This window comes from Vibrio sp. 10N.286.51.B11 (assembly GCF_041469245.1).
Taxonomy (GTDB): domain Bacteria; phylum Pseudomonadota; class Gammaproteobacteria; order Enterobacterales; family Vibrionaceae; genus Vibrio; species Vibrio crassostreae_C.
The window spans coordinates 90,026-110,513 of record NZ_JBFRKI010000003.1 but is presented as its reverse complement, the minus strand read 5'-3'; the positions used below and the strand labels follow the sequence as shown (position 1 = coordinate 110,513).

The 20,488-nt window shown below is 45.8% G+C and carries 15 protein-coding genes; 5 read left to right on the top strand and 10 right to left on the bottom strand.

Annotated features, from left to right (window positions below; translation table 11 throughout):
* Positions 1–6: 6 nt before the first annotated feature.
* The 3 genes from mfd (at position 7) to AB4154_RS01645 (ending at position 4,982) form a co-directional block, all read left to right on the top strand.
* Complete coding sequence (gene mfd / locus AB4154_RS01655; protein ID WP_372122067.1) at positions 7–3,468, top strand: transcription-repair coupling factor; 3,462 nt, start codon at positions 7–9, stop codon at positions 3,466–3,468.
* Positions 3,469–3,531: 63 nt separating this feature from the next.
* Positions 3,532–4,299 carry a peptidoglycan binding protein CsiV gene (locus tag AB4154_RS01650; RefSeq protein WP_017065298.1) on the top strand — a complete coding sequence of 256 codons (768 nt, stop codon included), beginning with the start codon at positions 3,532–3,534 and terminating at the stop codon, positions 4,297–4,299.
* Positions 4,300–4,436: 137 nt separating this feature from the next.
* Positions 4,437–4,982 carry a GNAT family N-acetyltransferase gene (locus AB4154_RS01645; protein WP_017060225.1) on the top strand — a complete coding sequence of 182 codons (546 nt, stop codon included), beginning with the start codon at positions 4,437–4,439 and terminating at the stop codon, positions 4,980–4,982.
* Positions 4,983–5,093: 111 nt separating this feature from the next.
* Here the strand turns inward: AB4154_RS01645 and AB4154_RS01640 are convergent, their stop codons facing one another.
* The 7 genes from AB4154_RS01640 to hinT form a co-directional block, all read right to left on the bottom strand.
* Positions 5,094–6,383, bottom strand: a complete 1,290-nt coding sequence (locus AB4154_RS01640) for an NAD(P)/FAD-dependent oxidoreductase (RefSeq protein WP_009847154.1) — start codon at positions 6,381–6,383, stop codon at positions 5,094–5,096.
* 512 nt (positions 6,384–6,895) lie between these two features.
* Complete coding sequence (ycfP, locus tag AB4154_RS01635) at positions 6,896–7,435, bottom strand: alpha/beta hydrolase YcfP (RefSeq protein WP_009847155.1); 540 nt, start codon at positions 7,433–7,435, stop codon at positions 6,896–6,898.
* 108 nt (positions 7,436–7,543) lie between these two features.
* Entirely contained in the window at positions 7,544–8,398 is an 855-nt protein-coding gene (locus AB4154_RS01630) for a phosphotransferase (RefSeq protein ID WP_372122065.1), read from the bottom strand.
* A gap of 185 nt (positions 8,399–8,583) precedes the next feature.
* Entirely contained in the window at positions 8,584–9,174 is a 591-nt protein-coding gene (lpoB, locus tag AB4154_RS01625) for a penicillin-binding protein activator LpoB (protein ID WP_017060223.1), read from the bottom strand.
* Between the two features lie 86 nt (positions 9,175–9,260).
* Positions 9,261–9,644 carry a YcfL family protein gene (locus AB4154_RS01620; RefSeq protein WP_017060222.1) on the bottom strand — a complete coding sequence of 128 codons (384 nt, stop codon included), beginning with the start codon at positions 9,642–9,644 and terminating at the stop codon, positions 9,261–9,263.
* Positions 9,644–11,035, bottom strand: coding sequence for a COG3014 family protein (locus AB4154_RS01615; RefSeq protein WP_372122064.1), 1,392 nt, complete (start codon positions 11,033–11,035; stop codon positions 9,644–9,646). Before AB4154_RS01615 ends, AB4154_RS01620 begins: the two co-directional genes overlap by 1 nt.
* Positions 11,036–11,275: 240 nt before the next feature.
* Complete coding sequence (gene hinT / locus AB4154_RS01610; protein ID WP_017060220.1) at positions 11,276–11,626, bottom strand: purine nucleoside phosphoramidase; 351 nt, start codon at positions 11,624–11,626, stop codon at positions 11,276–11,278.
* A gap of 277 nt (positions 11,627–11,903) precedes the next feature.
* On the opposite strand from hinT, the gene AB4154_RS01605 reads away from it, so the two are divergent.
* Positions 11,904–13,895 (top strand): methyl-accepting chemotaxis protein, encoded by a 1,992-nt coding sequence (locus AB4154_RS01605; protein WP_017068093.1) that lies wholly within the window; start codon positions 11,904–11,906, stop codon positions 13,893–13,895.
* Between the two features lie 197 nt (positions 13,896–14,092).
* Positions 14,093–15,259, top strand: coding sequence for a DUF1887 family protein (locus AB4154_RS01600; RefSeq protein WP_017060218.1), 1,167 nt, complete (start codon positions 14,093–14,095; stop codon positions 15,257–15,259).
* A gap of 213 nt (positions 15,260–15,472) precedes the next feature.
* On the opposite strand, the gene udp is transcribed toward AB4154_RS01600, so the two are convergent.
* The 3 genes from udp to AB4154_RS01585 form a co-directional block, all read right to left on the bottom strand.
* On the bottom strand, positions 15,473–16,231 hold the full coding sequence (udp, locus tag AB4154_RS01595; protein ID WP_017065292.1) for a uridine phosphorylase: 759 nt from the start codon (positions 16,229–16,231) through the stop codon (positions 15,473–15,475).
* Between the two features lie 282 nt (positions 16,232–16,513).
* A complete protein-coding gene (locus tag AB4154_RS01590; RefSeq protein WP_372122062.1) occupies positions 16,514–18,871 on the bottom strand; it encodes a zinc/cadmium/mercury/lead-transporting ATPase in 2,358 nt (785 codons plus the stop codon).
* 153 nt (positions 18,872–19,024) lie between these two features.
* The gene (locus AB4154_RS01585) at positions 19,025–20,488 is read right to left on the bottom strand and encodes an MATE family efflux transporter (protein ID WP_017065289.1); all 1,464 of its coding nucleotides are present in this window, start codon (positions 20,486–20,488) and stop codon (positions 19,025–19,027) included.

Below are 20,488 nucleotides of genomic sequence, written 5' to 3'. Positions count from 1 at the left end.
ATTAACATGACCAAACAATCTATTTTTACACTACCTACACTCAAAGGAGCCGGTGACAAAAAGCACATCGGTAACCTAGTCGGTTCGTCTCTCGCTCTGGCCATCGCTAAACTCGCAGAGCAGCACAACAGCCATACAGTACTAGCAGTGCCAGACCCACAAGTCGCTCTTAAGCTGCAATCTGAAATTGAACAGTTTACGGCACATGAAGTCGCATTATTCCCTGACTGGGAAACGCTGCCATACGATAGCTTCTCGCCGCACCAAGAGATCATCTCAGATCGTATCGCACGCCTTTACGCACTGCCAACACTAAAAGATGGCATCACGATCGTTCCGATCAGCACGTTATTGCAACGCCAGTCACCGCGTGACTTTTTGCTACAACACACGTTAATGGTGAAAACGGGCGATCTCTACTCTTTAGAGAAACTGCGTCTACAGCTTGAAAAGTCAGGCTATCGTTACGTTGACCAAGTGTTTGGCCCCGGTGAATACGCAAGCCGTGGCTCTATTCTCGATCTGTTCCCAATGGGCAGTAAAGACCCGTATCGAATCGATTTTTTCGATGACGAAATCGACACTATTCGTACTTTCGATCCTGAAAACCAGCGTTCTATTGAAGACATCTCTGAGATCCGCCTGTTACCAGCGCACGAATTCCCAACCTCGGAAACGGCGATTGAAGACTTCCGTATTCGCTGGCGCCAACAGTTTGATGCCCGCCGTGAACCAGAGTCAGTTTACATGCAGGTATCTAAAGGCACATGGCCTGCGGGTATTGAGTACTGGCAGCCTCTATTCTTCGATCACACAGAAACACTGTTTGACTATGTTGCCGATGAAGCGCAACTCTTGGTTCTGGGTGACGTAGAAACCGCGGTTGATTCGTTCCTTACTGATGTCGCTCACCGATACGAACAGCGCGGTGTTGACCCATTACGGCCACTTCTCACGCCTGAACAACTGTGGTTGAAGAAAGACGAGCTGTTCGCACACTTCAAACAGAAGCCACAAGTCAATCTGAGCTTAGATTCAATTGAAGAGAAAGCTGGACGTACCAACCTTCCGGTTGTGTCTCTTCCTGATCTCAGTGTTCAGCATCAGAATAAAGAGCCACTCGCAAACCTAAGAAAGTTCACTGAAGCCTTCGAAGGAAAAGTGGTCTTTTCAGTTGAGTCTGAAGGTCGTCGTGAAGCTCTGAGTGAATTACTGCGAGGCATTAAAGTTCGTCCAAGCGAAGTTGAAAACCTCGATGCGGCGATTAAAGGTATAGATAAGTTCAGCCTGATCTTAGGGTCAGCGGAACATGGCTTTATCCACGAAGAGCAAAACATCGCCCTTATCTGTGAAAGCGACCTGTTGGGTGATCGCGTTGTTCAGCGCCGTAAGAAAGACAAAAAAAGTGTTAACAGCGACACTGTCATTCGTCACTTAGCCGAACTTAAACCAGGTCAGCCTGTTGTACACATTGACCATGGTATAGGTCGCTACATCGGCCTACAGACTCTCGAAGCCGGTGGTATGAAAACCGAATACGTAACCCTTGAGTATCAAAACGATGCCAAGCTCTACGTACCTGTTGCTTCTCTGAACTTAATCGGACGTTACTCGGGTGGCGCTGAAGATTCAGCACCACTACATAAACTCGGTGGCGAAGCGTGGCAAAAAGCTCGTAAACGCGCCGCGGAGAAAGTCCGTGACGTTGCAGCAGAGCTACTTGATGTTTACGCCAAGCGAGAGCTAAAACCTGGCTACAAATTTGTGCTCGACCGTGGCCAATACGCGACTTTCAAATCTGGCTTCCCGTTTGAAGAAACCGATGACCAAGCGATGGCCATCAATGCTGTTATGTCTGATATGTGCCAAGCCAAAGCCATGGACCGTTTGGTGTGTGGTGATGTTGGCTTTGGTAAAACCGAAGTCGCGATGCGTGCAGCATTCGTTTGTACCGACAACAGCAAACAAGTAGCGGTTTTAGTTCCTACTACTCTACTTGCTCAGCAACACTTCGAAAACTTCCGTGACCGTTTCGCCAACTTGCCGATTCGTGTTGAGGTTCTATCCCGATTCAAATCAGCTAAAGAGCAAAAACTAATCATGCAAGATGTCGCCGACGGTAAAGTGGATATCCTAGTCGGGACTCACAAGCTGCTTTCGAGCGATATTAAGTTTAAAGACCTAGGCCTGCTGGTTGTCGATGAAGAACACAGATTTGGTGTACGTCAGAAAGAGAAAGTGAAAGCGATGCGTGCGGATGTCGATATTCTAACGCTTACTGCGACACCGATCCCGCGAACGCTGAACATGGCAATGAGTGGCATGCGTGACCTTTCGATCATCGCTACACCACCCGCACGACGCTTGGCAATTAAAACCTTCGTTCGCGAGAGTGATGATGCCATCGTCAGAGAAGCGGTGCTGCGTGAAATCATGCGTGGTGGCCAGGTTTACTTCCTACACAACCAAGTCGACACGATTGAGAAAACAGCAGAGTCATTGCAAAAGCTGATTCCAGAGGCGCGCGTGACTGTAGCTCATGGCCAGATGCGAGAGCGCGAACTGGAACGCATCATGAATGACTTCTACCACCAGCGCTTCAACTTACTGGTGTGTACAACCATCATTGAAACCGGTATCGACGTACCAACGGCAAATACCATCTTGATGGACAGAGCCGATAACCTTGGTTTAGCACAGCTGCACCAATTACGTGGTCGTGTAGGTCGTTCGCACCACCAAGCTTATGCTTACTTGTTAACGCCACACCCTAAAGCAATGACCAAAGATGCGATCAAGCGATTGGATGCGATTGCTTCGCTCGAAGACTTGGGCGCAGGCTTTACCTTAGCAACTCACGATTTAGAGATTCGTGGTGCGGGTGAGCTGTTAGGTGATGAACAGAGTGGTCAAATCCAGTCAGTTGGTTTCACCTTGTACATGGAGATGCTTGAACAAGCGGTTGAAGCATTGAAGGAAGGTCGAGAGCCATCGCTTGATGACCTACTGCGTGAACAAACTGAAATTGAGATGCGTTTGCCAGCACTATTACCAGATGACTACATCCCAGACATCAATACACGTTTGTCTACCTATAAGCGTATTGCGAGTGTGAGTGACTCCGACGAATTGGCAGAGTTGAAAGTCGAGCTGATTGATCGCTTCGGCCTTCTGCCTGATGCAACCAAGAACTTGTTATCAGTTTCTGAGCTAAAATTAGCCGCAGCGTCTATCAAAGCGAAGAAAATTGAAGCCCACGATAAGGGTGGATTCTTAGAATTCTACCCGGATGCTGACATAAACCCGACCTACCTTGTTAAACTGTTGCAATCTCAACCGCAAAAGTTTTCAATGGAAGGACCAACAAAGTTCAAGTTTACGATACCATTGGTCGACAGACGGAAACGAATTCAATTTGTTAGTGATTTATTGGGCGAATTCAGACAAAACTTGCTGCCTTCAGCATAAGACCCAATCCACTTGCACATATAAATTATCCAGCCGGTAGTTCGGCTGGAAGACGGAGTAAAAATGAAAAGACTGATCCCACTGCTACTATTGTTCGTCTCACTGCCAAGTTTGGCGCAGAGACAATTTGATATAGAAGTGATCATTTTTAAGCGCGCTGTTGATGCAGAGAAGGTGAACGAATCTTGGCCAAATACACAGCCTAAGATTTCACTTGAGCGTGTTGGTTCATTTCAAGATACCCAATACCGAGCAAAGAAAGGCGTTCAAATGCTTCCTTACTCGGAATATAAGTTAACGCCTCAAAAAGACAAGCTACGTAAACACGCTGGCTTTGAAGTTCTGATGCATACCGCTTGGCGTCAAGGCGACCAAGGTAAGAGCTCTGCACCTGTTTTCCACATTCAAGCAGGTAAAGATTTCTCTAAACAATTTAATGCTGATGGCTCTGAAAAAGGCGCAATCACTGCAGGCAGCGCTGATGGGTTCCAAGAAGAGACCATTGATAAGCCACTCTACGAATTAGACGGCAAGCTGCAAATCTACGTTCAGCACTACCTATACGCTGAAACGACATTAGATTTAAAAGCGCCAAGCGTTCGTGAAGTGACTCTACAAGAGCAACAAATCGAGCTAGATTCACCAGTAAGTGGCGCAGAAAGCAACGTCCAAGTGGGCAACCTAACTGAGATTTCTCCGACGGTTGAAGTCCAAGAGTTCCTTAAGAGCTACCGCATGGACCAAAAACGTCGTATGCGCAGTACAGAAACTCACTACCTTGACCACCCACTTCTTGGAATGGTGATTCAAGTTAGACGTGTAGCGCAGTAAATTACTTGCCGATTCGGCTATAATTATATAAATAATTCAATCCGCCCTCCTAGTGAGGGCGTTTTATTAAGTGCTATCTATCTTTATTCTGTACTGACTTTCTTTGCTCAGTACTTACACGTTACTTGGTACGCTCTATGAGCCCTGAATTTCAGATCAACACACAAAATCTTAGCCTTAAAATCATTGAGGCCTCAGATGCTCAAGAATTTTCTCAGCTGGTTAAGTCCTCCCCTAGCTTGCTGCCATGGGTCGACTGGTGTCATAAAGAGTTTTCTATCGTCGAGGCCGAGAAATTTATTCTGGCAACTCGCCTGAACTGGGTGAAAGCCGATGCGTTTGGCTTTGGCATCTTTGAACGAAAAAGCGATAAGTTAGTCGGTATGGTTGCCATTAATGAGCTTTACCACACCTTTAATATGGCGAGTTTAGGTTATTGGGTCGGTGATGACTTTCAAAGGAGAGGGATCGCCAAAGAAGCGATGTTCGCCCTATTTGAATTTTGTTTCGCGCAACTCAAGTTAACGCGTTTGGAGATTGTCTGCGATACCGAGAACCTACCCAGCCAAAAGTTGATCGAGAAGTGTGGCGCTGAGCGAGAAACCATTGCCCAGAATCGATTTCTGTTTAACGGTAAGCCGAAAGATGGCGTGGTTTATTCTGTGCTACCTCCAACGTCTTAACAGCAGAAATCAGTTCAACACCTGCGATAATCCATAATCGACACGATCAAAAAAGAGCTCCGAAGAGCTCTTTTTTATTATCAGCGTAATGCTCTGAGAAGGCTTACCTGATTAGTGAAGCTTTAGGTTTGGACGAAGTACACGGTTAATACGACCAACCAGCATCATCAGTGATGTTTTGATTAAGCCGTGAAGCGCCATCTGGTGCATGCGGTACAAAGAGATGTAAACCACACGCGCAATACGACCTTCGACCATCATCGAGCCTTTCGTCAGGTTACCCATCAAGCTACCTACCGTAGAGAAACGGCTAAGTGAAACTAGCGAGCCTTTGTCTTTGTAGATGTAGTCTTTCAGGTCACGACCGTTCAACTTAGCAATGATGTTGCTGAATGCACAGCTTGCCATTTGGTGAGCCGCTTGTGCACGTGGCGGAACGAATGAACCGTCTGCTTGTGTACATTGCGCCAAGTCACCGATTGCAAAGATGTTGTCATCCAGTGTTGTTTGCAGCGTGTTCTTCACAACCAACTGGTTGATACGGTTGGTTTCAAGACCACCGATATCTTTCATGAAATCTGGTGCTTTGATACCTGCTGCCCATACCATGATTTGAGCTGGGATCTTGTCACCATCTTTGGTTGTTAGGCCGTCAGAATCCGCCTGAGTCACCATCGTATTCGTACGAACGTTCACACCAAGCTTGGTTAGCTCAGAGTGTGCTGCACTTGAAATACGAGGAGGTAGAGCTGGAAGAATACGCTCACCCGCTTCAACTAGGTTTACGTTCAGCTTGCTTGAATCTAGGTCGCCGAAGCCGTAAGTACGAAGTTCTTTAACGGCGTTGTGTAGCTCTGCAGAAAGCTCTACACCAGTTGCACCAGCACCAACAATCGCGATGTCTACCGTGCCTTGACCGTTCTTAGCGTGAAGCTTTAAGAACTGATTGTTCATTTCTGTACGGAAACGGTGTGCTTGCTCTGGGCTATCAAGGAAAATACAGTTGTCACGAACGCCTGGAGTGTTGAAGTCGTTTGACGTTGAGCCTAGCGCCATCACTAGAATATCGTATTCAAGTTCACGGCTTGGCATCAGCAGTTCACCGTGCTCGTCTGTAAGCTCGCTTAGTGCAATCACTTTACGCTCACGATCGATGTCGTTCAGGCTGCCCATTTGGAAATCGAAGTAATGGTTTTTTGCGTGCGCACGGTAGCTTAATGCATCAACACCTTCATCCAGTGAGCCCGTTGCTACTTCATGAAGTAATGGTTTCCATAGGTGGCTTGCTTTACGGTCTACCAGAGTAATCTGGGCACGTTTCTTACGACCTAAAGTGCGGCCTAGCTTAGTGGCTAGTTCTAAACCACCAGCACCGCCGCCTACTACGATAATTTTTGTCACAATGACAATCCTCTACAAAATGAATAAATGGGGTTCGGCTCGATTACTCCAACCGATAAATTCTATGTATCTACTCGGCCTTGAATGCGAAGGCTGTTACAAATTGGGTTACCGCGAAAAAGAATAACGACAGCTCACCGAGTAGTTAGAGGGGTTACAAACAACAAATAATGGTTTGTTGCTTTGCTCACGTGGATATAAAAGGTGACTACCTGAGAGGCAGAACACAAATTATGGGCAAGTTTTTTCACTCGCTCTCAATTTTTTTTGATATTTGTCAAAATATTTTGCTTGGGAACATTATATATAGCAAAAAGATGACCGCAACAAAAAAATCCTTACCCTCAATGAGGATTCGCGACTAATTAGTTAACGTTTGCGCAAACTGATCTATAAATGCACAAACCGACCGATAAAACATATACAACTACTTTATCAATACCAATCTCTAAGATTCAGATGTGAAAAAGCAGCACTCATTGAGCACTGCTTTTATAAAACATCTGGATTGATTAAGCGTTTTTGAACGCTTTCATTGCTTGAAGATGTTGAGAGATCTTTTTGAATTTATGACTCTCTTTCTCATCCCAGATTACATCATAGTAATCTTCTAGCGCGGCAGCTGTTTTGGTATTGTCGTGAATTTCATCTTCACGAGAAAGCACCACTAAACAGCGTCCTTTGTTTTTCATACGGTACTGAGCAACACATTTAGTTGCGATGTCTTCGTACTCTTCTGGACGGTCAATTCGACCTACCATGTTGTTCTCAGGGTGCAGATTAGGGTTGAACACCACCTGCTTAATCCCACATAAGAAACCAATACGCTCAGACCAAAAACCACCTAAACCTACACCACAAATAATGGGATGCGGATCATCGGATTGCTCTATCACCTTATGCACTTCTTTTAGCAGATGCTGCATATCGTGTTTTGGATGCAAAGTACTGTAGTTGATGAAACGAACGTCATCATCAATGAATTGCAACTGCAGTATTTTTTCGTGATTGCCCGGGCTTGTTGAGTCGAAGCCATGTAGATAGATAATCATTGTACCTCCCCCGTTGAATATTGGTACGTTTTGATCAATCTAACACGAAAAACAAGGTTTTAAAGGTAACAGCTGAGAAATTATATTTTTCACTTCCTAAACGTGATCCTAGCTACATAAAGTGTGACTCAGAGCCTCCGCTTCACGCAGATAACTTTCATCGCCCCAAAGCTGATGAGCAAGTAAATACCATAGCATCGCCATCATCTGGCTTCTTGGTAACCATGCTTCTACACCATCAAGCCAAGGCTGAACATCATGGATTCCTCGCAGCTGACAGTACTTCTCAACCGCTTCTGTGACTGGCGCGCCAGCAACCGCAATGGTTAATGTTAAATCGAGCCTAGGGTCTGCGAGCGCAGCGTATTCCCAATCAATAATCTTAATGCAGTCACTGTTTCTCACTAGGTTATAACCACCTAAGTCAAAATGGCACAAAGACAGGTCAACATTGGTAATACTCGGAGCCACGCGCCACTCTTGATAAATCTTAGTGCAGGCTTCGGTCTTATGAATCGCATCAAGCTGCAGCCAGTAATGGTCGACTCGCGCCGTGAAACTGAATGGTTGCAGTGGTAATCGCGCAGTATTAACCAGATGAACAGAGATCAGCGTTTTCAACAGGTCATCGAGTTCTAGATCTTCGTAAAGTGTCTCACCCGCAATCCACTCAACCAGTAACCCCTGCTCATTCACTACCATTGGGCTTGGCCCGATACCGAGTCGCTCAATGGCAGACAGCACTTGGTACTCTTCATGGCGAGAAATGAAGAACGCTTTGGTGATAGGTGTGGTTGGCCGCCAAACATACGCAGTACCATCGGCATCGACCAACTTCCAACATCGATTGGTCAAACCGCCTGTTAATGTCTGTGCTCTAACTGGAGGCTCAGAAAAGTAACCGTCAAGCGAACTCAAACTGGTATCAAGAAGCTTAGCCTCAGGCCAAGAAAAAATTGCCATATTTACTCCCTATAAACGTCTTCATTCCCTACAAAAAAGACACTGACCAAAAGCCAGTGTCTCTTCATAAACAGCACATCATGCACTGCATTGGCGTGTGACCAAGCTATACGCTGTCAAGATTAAGCGCTGCCAATACTAGACATTGTCAAATCCGGCTGCGCATAGTTGGCAAGTAAGCGAAATTAAAGGCCTAGTAGGCTCTTAGATTGTTGCTTACGGATTTCAGTCTCGTCAGCCCATTCAATCAAGCCAGACTCAAGATCCATTAGACGCATCGTCATTTTGTAGTATACGTCTTCATCGCTACCCGCTTTCTTAACGATGCTTGATAGGTTGCCGTACAGCATGTACTGAGCACCAACCATTTTACCGAATTGAATCGCTGAACTTTGGTTTACAAGCTCATCGTTGTTTTGGAAGTTCAATTGGTCACGAACAGACTCTACACGGTCCATATCAACGAAACGGAACTTACCAGAGTTCAGCATCTTAGTACTGATAGTGTCAGTGATTGACTCAGTATCGATGTGCTCACTTGTTTTGTTCTTGATTCGCTCTACAAACACGATTGGACGCTGTTCACGAGTAATGTAAGACACAGAACCAGACGCCATCATGCTATCGACCATTTCACCCGCAATCGTTTGAAGGTCAGTTGAACCGAAATCGATTGTCGTGGTTTCTACTGCTTGTGCATCACCGTAGCTTACCTTGTTTGAACAACCGCCTAAAATAACCGCTAAACCTAGTAGCGCAATGACACTCTTTTTCATTTTGTTTCCTCAACTTATCACTGAGCGGGGTTACCCACACTCTTAAATTCTTGTATTTACGAATCATGAGACCCGTTTAATCTAACTTACTGCTCTCGGAACTGGACTCTGAACTGAGTCGCTTTCGGGTTTACCGACACTTCCGACAACGAAATACTTTCAAAACCACGAACAATCGCTTGCTTCCAAGGACCTTGTTTAAGGTTGACCTCAAGCCCGGCATCGTCGTACCAGTAAAAACGATAAAGAATATGTTGATCGCCTTTATAGTTACTGTTTAAACGAACGATTCCTCGCGTATGACCGTCGACCAGATCGGTGCGAATATCTTCAACCTGTAAACGGCTGCCCAATACCTTGTCACCAAAGAAAACGTTCTGAGTCAGACTATCGACCCTTACGCCAGCTGTATTATCAGCACAACCAGCCAGAGCCATAACCGCTGCTAAGCTCACTAACCACTTTTTCATTACAGCCTCCCTAGCTGTTTATGCCACATTGTTGCATTGTTTCCTTGTCGAGAAATCCACACCAAGGTGGTCTGCCCTTCTCGAATATCAAAGTCGTACGTTTTAGCGCCCGCTTCCAACGTATATTGACCGCTATTTGCTACAAACGTACTGCTCTTAATCTCTGCAGGTAATGATTGCCAACTGCGAGTGTCTGGTTGCTCTGTCAGTGTGTTCCACACGTTGAACAGAATATTACCGACATCATCGCCTTTGGTTGCTTCTTTTCGAATGCGATCTTTCGCGACTACACGTAGCGCTTGGCGAATAACAATGCTTGTCATACGTTCCGATAGATCGTTCTGCGCCATCGCGTTTACATCAGTGATCAAATGTTCTTGTAGCGGCTGTCCGCTGATTCGCAAGGCAGAAAAACGCTCTACGTTTTGACTTGGGTAATATGGCAGCGCAAGAGAGTATATTGCCCCCTGATCGCGACTGTCATAAACAGGCAAATCCAGTCGCCAACTGTCCATAGCTTGCACAGCGCTCTGCTCTTGAAGAACAATCACTCGCCCTTCACCTGCACTAAGTTTAGAAGATTGCTTATAGCGTTTTTCTAATGTTGCTAAATCTTGTCGCATCCCTAAACGAGCGGCTGTTGCCATGGTTCTATCGATGATTTCTTGGTTATCTGGCATCACAGCCAAAGCACGACGATAGTCAACGTAGGCGCTGTTTAAATCATTTGACGCTTCATAAAGCAGACCAGACAAGAACATCAGATACGCGTTCTGTACTGACTGCAGTTTCTTACCCGCATCAGGGTAATTGGCAAGGATGCTACCCACATTGGCAGACAAGCGTTGCTTCTTCGCATCGCTGGCTGCTTTGTCTAACTCAGCCTCGCGTTGCTTCTTCGCTTGTTCTTGAACTTGGTTGGCGCGACGCATTTCGATCACCGCACCTTCTAAATCGTTTTTCTTGAGGTAATTTAAACCGAGATACAGATGAAGAAAGCCCAACTCGTAATCGGCTGGCACATACTCGGTAATATTGTCATTCACAGCCAACGCACCCACACTGGTTGCACTGTCTGAGATTGAGATCACGGCTTTGCGTTGCTGCTCAGTAACCGCCTGATCAGCCACTTCAAACGAAGCCTTACTCTCAGGGTATTTTTGATCCAGCAGATTAATTCTGCCTCTTTCAAAGTTATCAAGGATGTCGCCTGCCGCGTAATCTGGTAGCTCTTGCTGAGCCTCTGAATAATCTCCAGATTTAACGGCTTGGTAGATCGCTTTGTTCTGTGCGCTGTAATGGCTGAACAGGCTTCCTGCAGACATACTCGCACAACCTACGGTCAACGCCGATAACAGGGCAATGGAAGCGAATCTAAACTGTTGCTTCACTTATCGTCTCCGTGCATGTTTAAAATGCCTACTTTATTAGGGTCTGCTGACCTTTAATGGTCTCATTATCAAAACGAAACGCGTTGTAAAAAGGATCTCAAGCCAGTTGAAACCCTACTGATTTAGCCTCTGCCTAGGCGATGCCGATGTTCAGACAACAGATAGAACTTAAAGTTGGCATACAAACTACAAATTTTCCAACTAACTACTTGTGTTAACCCACTAATGAGCGCGTTTAAACTAGCTCATTAATAGGGGGCCAAGTGGACGGCCGCCAACCAAGTGCATGTGAATATGATAAACCTCTTGGCCACCGTGAGAGTTACAGTTCACGATAAGACGATAGCCATCTTCTGCAATGCCCTCTTCTTTTGCTAACTTGCGAGCAACAGTAAACATGCGCCCCATCATCGCTTCATCTTGGACTTCAACATCGTTAGTTGTCGGAATCAGCTTGTTTGGGATGATTAGGATATGGCTTGGCGCGCGAGGGTTAATATCGCGAAATGCGGTTACTAAATCGTCTTGGTATAGTAGATCTGCTGGGATTTCTTTGTTGATGATCTTAGTAAAAATGGTTTCTTCAGCCATGTTTCTCTCCGATAAAACATTTATTTTTTAATGCTTTGAGTATGCGCTATGCCGCATCAAACCACAATAAATCTGCTTTAAAGCATAATAAAAAACACCGTTCAAATCAAAGAAAACGAGCCTTAGCTCTCAAGAATGGCATGTTGGTTATAACTGAGCGCTATTTTTGACGTGTGCGTCATAAAATGCGTAAGCCGAGCTCAATAGAATGCTGATAATTTTGTTAGTTTTACTTTGACCTGACATTAGGTCTGCATTTTTATTTAGGGAGAAAGCCATGAAGGGATCTGTGATCAAGCGTATGTACGCTGGTTTCGCACTGATCATCATCATGTTCGCAGTCACGATAACCATCATGATGAACAGCATGAATCAGATACACAGCAATTTTGAGAGTGTCTCAGAAACCTCATTACCACTTGTCGCGCTTTCAAATCAAACGAGTGTTCAATTGCTTTCTGCTGATAAGTCATTCAAAGATTTCTTAACCACACAAAACGCTGAACGCATGTCTGCAATGCGTACAGAATTTGCTGCATCACAAAACTCGTTTTCAGAAGTTCTCGGTAGTTTAGAAGCGGCAAGCCAAAACAATGCTTCACTTGTTGAACGTATCGCGCAATTAAGAGCAATGGAAGAACGCTACTTCGCCGAAGCTGACGAAGCGATGAACAACTACGTCGCGATGTTCGAAGCACAAGAACAAGTACAAAAAGCGTCTCGTGACTTCCAACGCTTACATTCAGAATTAACCGTTGGTATGAAAGAGTACGTTGCCGACCAAAAAAGCATCTCTGTAAAAGTGATGGCAAAGAGCTACTTCATCAAACTGCAAGACGCAGAAGTTATTACCTCTGATGCACTTGCTAGCTCTGATGTTGCCTTCGTTCAAAAAGCCCTTAACCAAAACAAAAAGGCCGTTACTCATCTTAACTACGCTTATCGAGGTCTATCAACACAACTACCAGCACTTAAAAATGTCTTCGATGAGTCGGTTCAGAAGTTCACCAAAGACGTTGGTCAGAAAGGTGGCGTACTAGACAAACACAACAACTACCTACAAGCCAAACAAGCGTTGTACGTGAACATCGCTAACCTAGCTCTAGAAGTTGACCAAGCGATGGCTGTTTTGGACTCATTCAACGTGACCGCTGAAGAGCAACTTAACTCATCACTCGCTGACGCAAGCAGCATCTACGACAAAGGCCTATTCAACGCGATTGCCATTGGCATTGTTGTGACTGTGTTCGCTGCTGCGATTGGTTACCACATTGCACACAGCGTACGAGAGCCATTAACTCGCATCCTCGGTACATTAGAAGGTCTAACTGAAGGTGATATGACTCAGCGTATCGATATTCGCTACGACAACGAATTCAGCCGCGTGAGCCGTCACATCAACACCTTGGCTGACAACCTGCACAATATCCTTGTGAAGTTGAATGATGCTTCAGATGACTTAACTAAGACTGCAAGCGTCAACCAGAAGACGTCATCTGAAACGCAGGCTCAATTGAACAGCCAACGTGAGCAAACCGCGACTGTTGCGACCGCAATGACAGAGATGTCTCATTCTGTACAAGAAGTGGCGAACAGCGCGCAAAGCTCACTCACCATGGTTCAACAAGTAGAATCGGCTTCTGAGTCTGGTCGTCAGATCATGAACACCAACATCAGCACCATTAATCAGCTTGAAGTTCGCCTTACTGAATCAGTGGGCGCTGTAGGCGAGCTACAACAGATGAGTAGCCAGATTGGTTCAATCCTTGACGTTATTCGTGGTATTGCTGAACAGACCAACCTACTTGCACTTAATGCGGCAATCGAAGCAGCGCGTGCAGGTGAACAAGGTCGTGGTTTTGCAGTCGTTGCCGATGAAGTACGAGTGCTAGCACAGAAGACCACTCAATCAACCTCTGAAATCGAGACTATGATCAGCAATCTGCAATCAAGCTCGAAAACTGCAAGTAACGTAATTGAAAGCTGTATGAGCGATATGGACATGTCGGTTCAACAAGCTTCAAGTGCAAACAGTGCGATGGAAGAGATCCAAGCCTTGATTCTAGAGATCAGCCACATGAGTACACACATCTCTCAAGCAGCCGCTGAGCAGAGTGAAACGTCTGGTGATATTGCACGCAACATCGAAGACATCAACCACATCGCAGATAAGAGTTACCAAGCGATGTCTTCAATTGCGGAGGCAAGCCAAAACCTAACAATTTTGGCGAATCAGCAAGGTGATTTAGTACATCAATTCAAACTATAGATAAATGAAGAATCGATAGATATTTAGTGAGATTGTTGAGACTTCTTACCCAATAGTGGTGACTAATTGAGCTAGGGCAACTTTTATCAAGGGTTGCCCTTGTTTTTTATGAGCTTTGTCATTATATGATTATTAAGGCTTGCTGCTTCCCGTTTTTTCTTTCACCTTTATGAGCGAGCCGCTATTAAGGAATTTATATGGCTGTTCATGTTGGCATTATCGATCAAGACCCCATTCGCTTGCTCACCCCATTACTTGATAACCGAACGGTCAGCACTCACATCGTGTTTATCGGTGACAAAAATCAAGTCAGTATGTACAAACGTTTAGACAGCGTTTTGCACAAGCGCGACATTACGAGTGAGTTTTTCGAAATTCCGACCATCGTAAATACATCTGTCATTAAAGAATCTATCCAAACCCTTGCCGAAGACCTCAAAGCACGCGGTCAAGAAGTGAAGCTCAACGCAAGTTGTGGCCTCCGTCACCGCCTACTTTCTGTGTACGAAGTATTCCGTACTTACCACTGGCCAATCTTCGTGGTTGAACCAAATAGCGACAAGCTTTGCTGGTTGTACCCTAATGGTAAAGAAGACGCACAAGTTCAAGACCGCATCACTATCGACGACTACCTAACTGTGTTCGGTGCTCGCGGTGAATTCAGCGATGTTCAGCTGTCTCCGCAACTGGATCAGAAACTTTATGAACTGGGTGAACGTTGGGCAAGTAACGCACTCGAACTAGGCCCTGGCCTTGCGACATTGAACTACCTAGCAACGACCTGCCGTAAAGAACAAAAACTTGATGTAGGCCTATCTGAGAAGCAACAAGGCTATCGCGAGCTCAACATGCTGTTGAGCGATTTGGTTGAAGCTAAAATTGCGACTTACGACAATGGTATTTTGACCTTTGCCAACGAAGACGCGCGCCGCTTCTCAAACGGTGAATGGCTTGAAACATTGGTTCACAGCACAGTTAAGCAGATCCAAGATGACATGCCGACCATTCAAGACCGTTCTTTGAATGTTCAGGTATACCGTCAACTGGGTGAACGTGAGGTTCGTAACGAGCTTGATGTTGCCTCTGTGGTGAACAATAAGCTGCACATCATCGAATGTAAGACCAAAGGCATGCGTGATGATGGTGATGACACCTTGTACAAACTGGAATCGCTTAGAGACCTGCTAGGTGGCCTACAAGCACGTGCAATGTTAGTGAGCTTCCGCCCTCTTCGCCATAACGACATCACACGAGCTGAAGATCTTGGCCTTGCATTGATTGGCCCTGACGAATTGAAAGATCTTAAAACACACCTAACGGCATGGTTTACAGCTGCGGGTGGCAGTGAAGATCTAGAGTGCTAAAAACCAATAAGCTCATGAGAGCTCAATGCTCTTAAGCAGATTGTTAAAAAGGCGAATGACGATTAAATCACTCGCCTTTTTTGTTGTCTGTTTTCTCTATTGATTACTTTCAGACGGCACAAAAAAATGGCCGCATCATACGATGCGGCCATTTTCAAAATTTAATGTCACTTGAAGACTTAATGCTCTCTAAAACTCAGAGCACTTTAAGACTTAAAGCATTTTACGAGCGGCTTCTACAACCACTTTGATTGAACGTGCTTCTGTTACTTTTAGAGTGTCGTGATCAGGCGTCTCTTTTTGAGTACGGTTGATGATTACACCAGCAACACAACCTGCTTTCAGACCAGAACTTGCACACATAGTTAGCAGTGTTGCAGATTCCATCTCGAAGTTTAGAACGCCCATGTCTTGCCATTCTTGCATAGAGCCTTGGAAGCGCTTAACAACGCGACCAGAGAACGTGTCGTAACGCTCTTGACCTGGGTAGAACGTATCGCTTGATGCCGTTACGCCCATGTGAACTGTTGCACCTGATTCATCAACTGCCGCTTTCATTGCTGTTGCAACTTCAAAGTCAGCCACTGCTGGGAACTCCATAGGAGCAAAGTGTAGGCTAGCGCCGTCTAGACGAACAGAACCTGTAGAAACAATCATGTCACCCACGTTTACGTGAGGTTGGATAGCACCAGTCGTACCAACACGTAGGAAAGTGCGAACACCAAGTTGAGCAAGCTCTTCAACTGCGATAGAAGTCGATGGACCACCAATACCTGTTGAACATACAACAACTGGTTTGCCGTCTAGCTCTGCGCGGTAAAGCGTGTATTCACGGTGACTAGCAAGGAATACTGGGTTCTCCATCTCTTCTGCAATTTTTTGCACACGAGCAGGATCACCAGGGATGATCGCAAGAGTAGCACCGTTAAGATCTGCTTCAGTAACACCTAAGTGGAAAACAGCTTGAGACATAGTTCGCTCCTTTTGGCTTATTGGGCTTTTTACCCTTATTTAAGCTCATAGTAAATTCGTGGGGTACGAACACACTCTAACCAAGCTCATTACAAAATGAAGTGACACATGTCACATGAATGATCGCAACAATAATTCAAGTTTCACAAAAAACCGATTGGCATCACAAAAATAAGCAATCCGCACGCCTATGTTGCATACTAATGAGACAAAAAGCGCCTTTAACGTATTACCGCTAAAGGCGCTTTTATATTAAGAATGCTCTATGTCGGTGAGCTCGATTTAGTCCGCTTTAGATTTAAATCGAAGCAGACGCAATGCGTTCAATGTCACCAATGCAGTTGCACCACTATCCGCTAAAACTGCCACCCACAAACCGGTAATACCTAACAAGCTTGTCACCAAGAATACGACCTTCAAACCAAGCGCAAGGGCTACGTTTTGACGGATGTTGTTCATGGTCGCTTGCGACAGTTCAATCATCGCTGGCAGCTCAGTTAAACGGTTATGAGTCAGTGCTGAATCCGCCGTTTCCAAAGCGACATCCGTACCACCACCCATTGCGATGCCGACATTCGCCGTTTTCATTGCTGGTGCATCATTAATGCCATCACCGACCATCGCCACGTGCGACTGTTGAGATAACTCCTCAACGTAAGATACCTTGTCGCTTGGCAATAGGCTTGCCTTGTACTGCATACCAATCTTGCTACTGATCGCTGCTGCACTGCGCGGATTATCGCCGGTCAACATGATAGATTGAATACCTAATTCATTAAGTCGTTCAATCGCAAGCTTAGCGTCACTGCGTAACGTATCTTGCCAAGCAATCAGACCAATCACCGTCGTAGCTTGCTCTGTTGATTCTTCTTGATCTTTAACCTCAAGAGCAACCACAACCGTCTTGCCCTCACCTTCTAATGCTTCTACCTGAGAAACCACATCGGCACCAAGTTCGAACGTGACTTTAGACGGTGACAGAACCTGATACTTAACACCATCAACATCCCCTTCAACACCACTACCAATCAACGCTTTCTTGTTGTGTGATTCAGGAATCTCAATATTCAGGTCTTTTACTTTAGCGACAAGTGACTGCGCCAACGGGTGAGTAGAGCCAACTTCAATCGCCCCAACCACACGCAGCATCGCGTCTTGTTGCCACCCCGATAGAGGTTGAATATCCGTAACCTGAGGCTTACCTTCGGTCAGTGTGCCTGTCTTATCGAAGGCGATGGTTTGGATTTTACCAAGCTGCTCTAGCGCTGCGCCGCCTTTAATGAGCGCGCCACGTTTCGCTGCTGCTGCTAAGCCAGAGGTAATCGCTGCAGGAGTCGAGATAACCAAGGCACACGGACAAGCAATCAACAATAGCGCTAGGCCACGGTAAACCCATGTTTCCCATGGCTGCGCAAACAACAATGGTGGTGTGATGATGACCAACAGAGCCACTACCATCATTAACGGTGTGTACCAACGGCTGAACTTATCGAGGAATCGCTCTAGTGGTGCTTTACGAGACTCTGCTTCTTCAATCAGATGAAGAATGCGATCGATCGCGTTCTCACCCTGTTTTGAAGTGATGGTGATACGAACCACTTTATCGACCACCACAGCGCCAGCCATGATGCTATTGCCTTCGATGTGTTCAACAGGAACAGATTCACCGGTTAACGCACTTTCATCAAAGCTTGCCGCGTCTGTAATCAATTGGCCGTCAGCAGGTAAACGAGAGCCCGCGGCCACTTCAATCACATCACCTGGAACCAGTTCACTGACTGCTACTTCTACACGCTCGCCGTTGATGATCTTAGTCGAGTTTTCTGGTACCAATGCCATTAGCGCTTGAACGCCACTTCTTGCTCTTGATGAAGCAAACGCTTCTAAGCGCTCACCAATCAAGAACAACAATAGAACCATCGCTGCTTCCGCAGTTTCGCCAAGGTACAAAGCACCCAGCGCGGCAACACTCATTAAGGTTTCAATAGCAAACGGTGTACCTGAACGCGCCAGCTGAACCGCTTTCTTCACCACCGGATATAAACCAAGCAGACAAGTTACCGTAAACAAGCCTTCACTTAATTGAGGTGAGGTGATTTTTACAAGCGCCGCAAACAGCATTGCCGCTGCAATCGTGATAATCTGTAAATTAGGTTGGATATAAGCTTGCCAAAAAGTCTCAGGTTGTTGTTTTTCTTTCTTTGAACCGACTTCCGTAAGAGGGAAACCCGTTTTGATAGAGACCTGTTCAATGGTGTCAGCAAGGCTTTCATTATCGAATTTCACAACCAGCTTTTCGGTAGCAAAGAGAACCTTCGCTTGAATAACACCGTCAATATTGCTGATCGCGTTTTCTATTTTTCTTGCACAAGCTGGGCAGTCCATTCCGGCAACCAGCCAACTTTTCGAAAATTTGGCATCGAGAGATAAAGTTGAGGACTGACTGTCTTCTTCTCCACTATCCGACGAACTACAACAATCATCTCCAGACGATGACGAAGCAGCAGAAGAGCTACAACAACCAGATGAAGTACCTGCTGCTGTGATGCTTGAAATTTTAGGGCTAGAGCAACTTGCTCCTGCCGCTTGAGGTTGAACGTCCACTTTTGCTGAGCGGCACGCTGCATGTTTTGCGCACATAATGTATATCCTTAATACTCAAAAGCCTTGAGGTTGTTGCTAACTTACGAGCAACAGAACCTTAAGTTCATCAAAAGTATAAACCTTGGAGGCTACTCCAAGGTCAAGAAGAAGTTTTCAAGAAAACAAAAATATTATGCCAGCGCCGATGGCTTACTGAGATTTAAGCTCCGCACACTCTTCACGGTTAGCGGATACATCATCAATAAGAACCGCATCGTGTGAACAGAATGGCTGAGTGTTCAAGCTGACAATCGACACATCATCTTCCACTGGATCAACTTGAGATCCTTGCATCAGTTCAGCGATATGATGTCGAAGCACCAAGATACCTAAAATTCCGAACAAAACATTACCCAAAGCTTGACCATAGAGAACACCCAAAGCGCCATACCATTGCGAACCTAGATATACGAACGGCAGAGTACCTAACGTCGCTTTACCCAAATTCAATGCTGTCGAGTAAAGCGGTTTACCTAGGTTATTAAAAGAGGTGTTGGCAACAAATAGTGCACCGTTAAAGGTGAAGGTTAACGCCACATAGGTACAGAAAGCCGCCACAATGATTGCTGCATCACCTTGTAAGCTAAAGCCTTGAATGACATAACCTTGAACGAAGTACAACAGAATACAAACAGCGATGGTGTATGCCGTAGTAACCAGCAATGAGTTATTGAGTGTTTCTTTTACTCGGTCCATGCGTTCAGCACCAAAGTTCTGACCAATGATTGGCCCCACAGCGCCAGACAAGGCAAAGATAACCGCAAAACAAACTGGCGTCAGACGACCTATCACGGCAAAGCCCGCGACAAAATCCTCACCATATTGTGCGATACCCGTTGTTACAATCGCATTACCGATAGGCGTTGCGGTATTGGTGATAATCGCAGGCAGCGCAATCGCCAATATTGGTCGAATATTAATGCGCCATTGCACAAAAGAAGGCGGAGCTACCAGCTGATGGCTGCGAATAAGAGGATAAAGCGAAAAGAATAGCACCGAGAAACGAGCGACAACCGAAGCGATAGCCGCCCCTTCGATGTTCCAACCAAAACCAAAAATAAACAGAGGATCGAGAATCGCGTTAACAATGCCGCCAGACAAAGTTGCCCACATCGAACGCTTAGCATCACCTGCCGCTCTTAAGCCCGCACCCGCTGCCATCGCTAACGCCAAAAATGGACCACTAGGTAGCAAAATCTGTAGGTAAGCTTGAGCGCGTTCGGCTGCAATGCCTTTGGCGCCTATCGCGGCTAGCAGCTCTGGAATATAAGCGAACATGATTGCAGTTATGGTTGAACTGATAACAAACGCAGTCAGCATGATACTGGTGCTTAGGTTTCGAGCGTGCTCTTGATTCTTAGAGCCGATGGCTTTGGACACTAATGCGCCCATGGCAATGGAAGTACCGATAGAAACGGAGGTAGAAAAGAAAGTCAGCGTACCTGCAAAGCCTACCGCAGCAGCCAATTCAACCTGTCCGAGCATACTGATAAACAGCATGTCGAGCAGATCGACCACAAATAACGCCATCAAACCGACAGAGCCAGCCCCCGACATCACCAATATGTGGCGCATCGTTGAACCTTCAACAAACTTTGCCGTTTGATTTGACAT

Excerpts from the sequence above, each read along its gene's own strand:
- mfd (WP_372122067.1), top strand. The coding sequence starts at position 7 with ATGACCAAACAATCTATTTTTACACTACCTACACTCAAAGGAGCCGGT.
- AB4154_RS01650 (WP_017065298.1), top strand. The coding sequence starts at position 3,532 with ATGAAAAGACTGATCCCACTGCTACTATTGTTCGTCTCACTGCCAAGT.
- AB4154_RS01645 (WP_017060225.1), top strand. The coding sequence starts at position 4,437 with ATGAGCCCTGAATTTCAGATCAACACACAAAATCTTAGCCTTAAAATC.
- ycfP (WP_009847155.1), bottom strand. The coding sequence starts at position 7,435 with ATGATTATCTATCTACATGGCTTCGACTCAACAAGCCCGGGCAATCAC.
- AB4154_RS01630 (WP_372122065.1), bottom strand. The coding sequence starts at position 8,398 with ATGGCAATTTTTTCTTGGCCTGAGGCTAAGCTTCTTGATACCAGTTTG.
- lpoB (WP_017060223.1), bottom strand. The coding sequence starts at position 9,174 with ATGAAAAAGAGTGTCATTGCGCTACTAGGTTTAGCGGTTATTTTAGGC.
- AB4154_RS01620 (WP_017060222.1), bottom strand. The coding sequence starts at position 9,644 with ATGAAAAAGTGGTTAGTGAGCTTAGCAGCGGTTATGGCTCTGGCTGGT.
- hinT (WP_017060220.1), bottom strand. The coding sequence starts at position 11,626 with ATGGCTGAAGAAACCATTTTTACTAAGATCATCAACAAAGAAATCCCA.
- AB4154_RS01605 (WP_017068093.1), top strand. The coding sequence starts at position 11,904 with ATGAAGGGATCTGTGATCAAGCGTATGTACGCTGGTTTCGCACTGATC.
- AB4154_RS01600 (WP_017060218.1), top strand. The coding sequence starts at position 14,093 with ATGGCTGTTCATGTTGGCATTATCGATCAAGACCCCATTCGCTTGCTC.
- udp (WP_017065292.1), bottom strand. The coding sequence starts at position 16,231 with ATGTCTCAAGCTGTTTTCCACTTAGGTGTTACTGAAGCAGATCTTAAC.
- AB4154_RS01590 (WP_372122062.1), bottom strand. The coding sequence starts at position 18,871 with ATGTGCGCAAAACATGCAGCGTGCCGCTCAGCAAAAGTGGACGTTCAA.
- AB4154_RS01585 (WP_017065289.1), bottom strand. The coding sequence starts at position 20,488 with ATGTCAAATCAAACGGCAAAGTTTGTTGAAGGTTCAACGATGCGCCAC.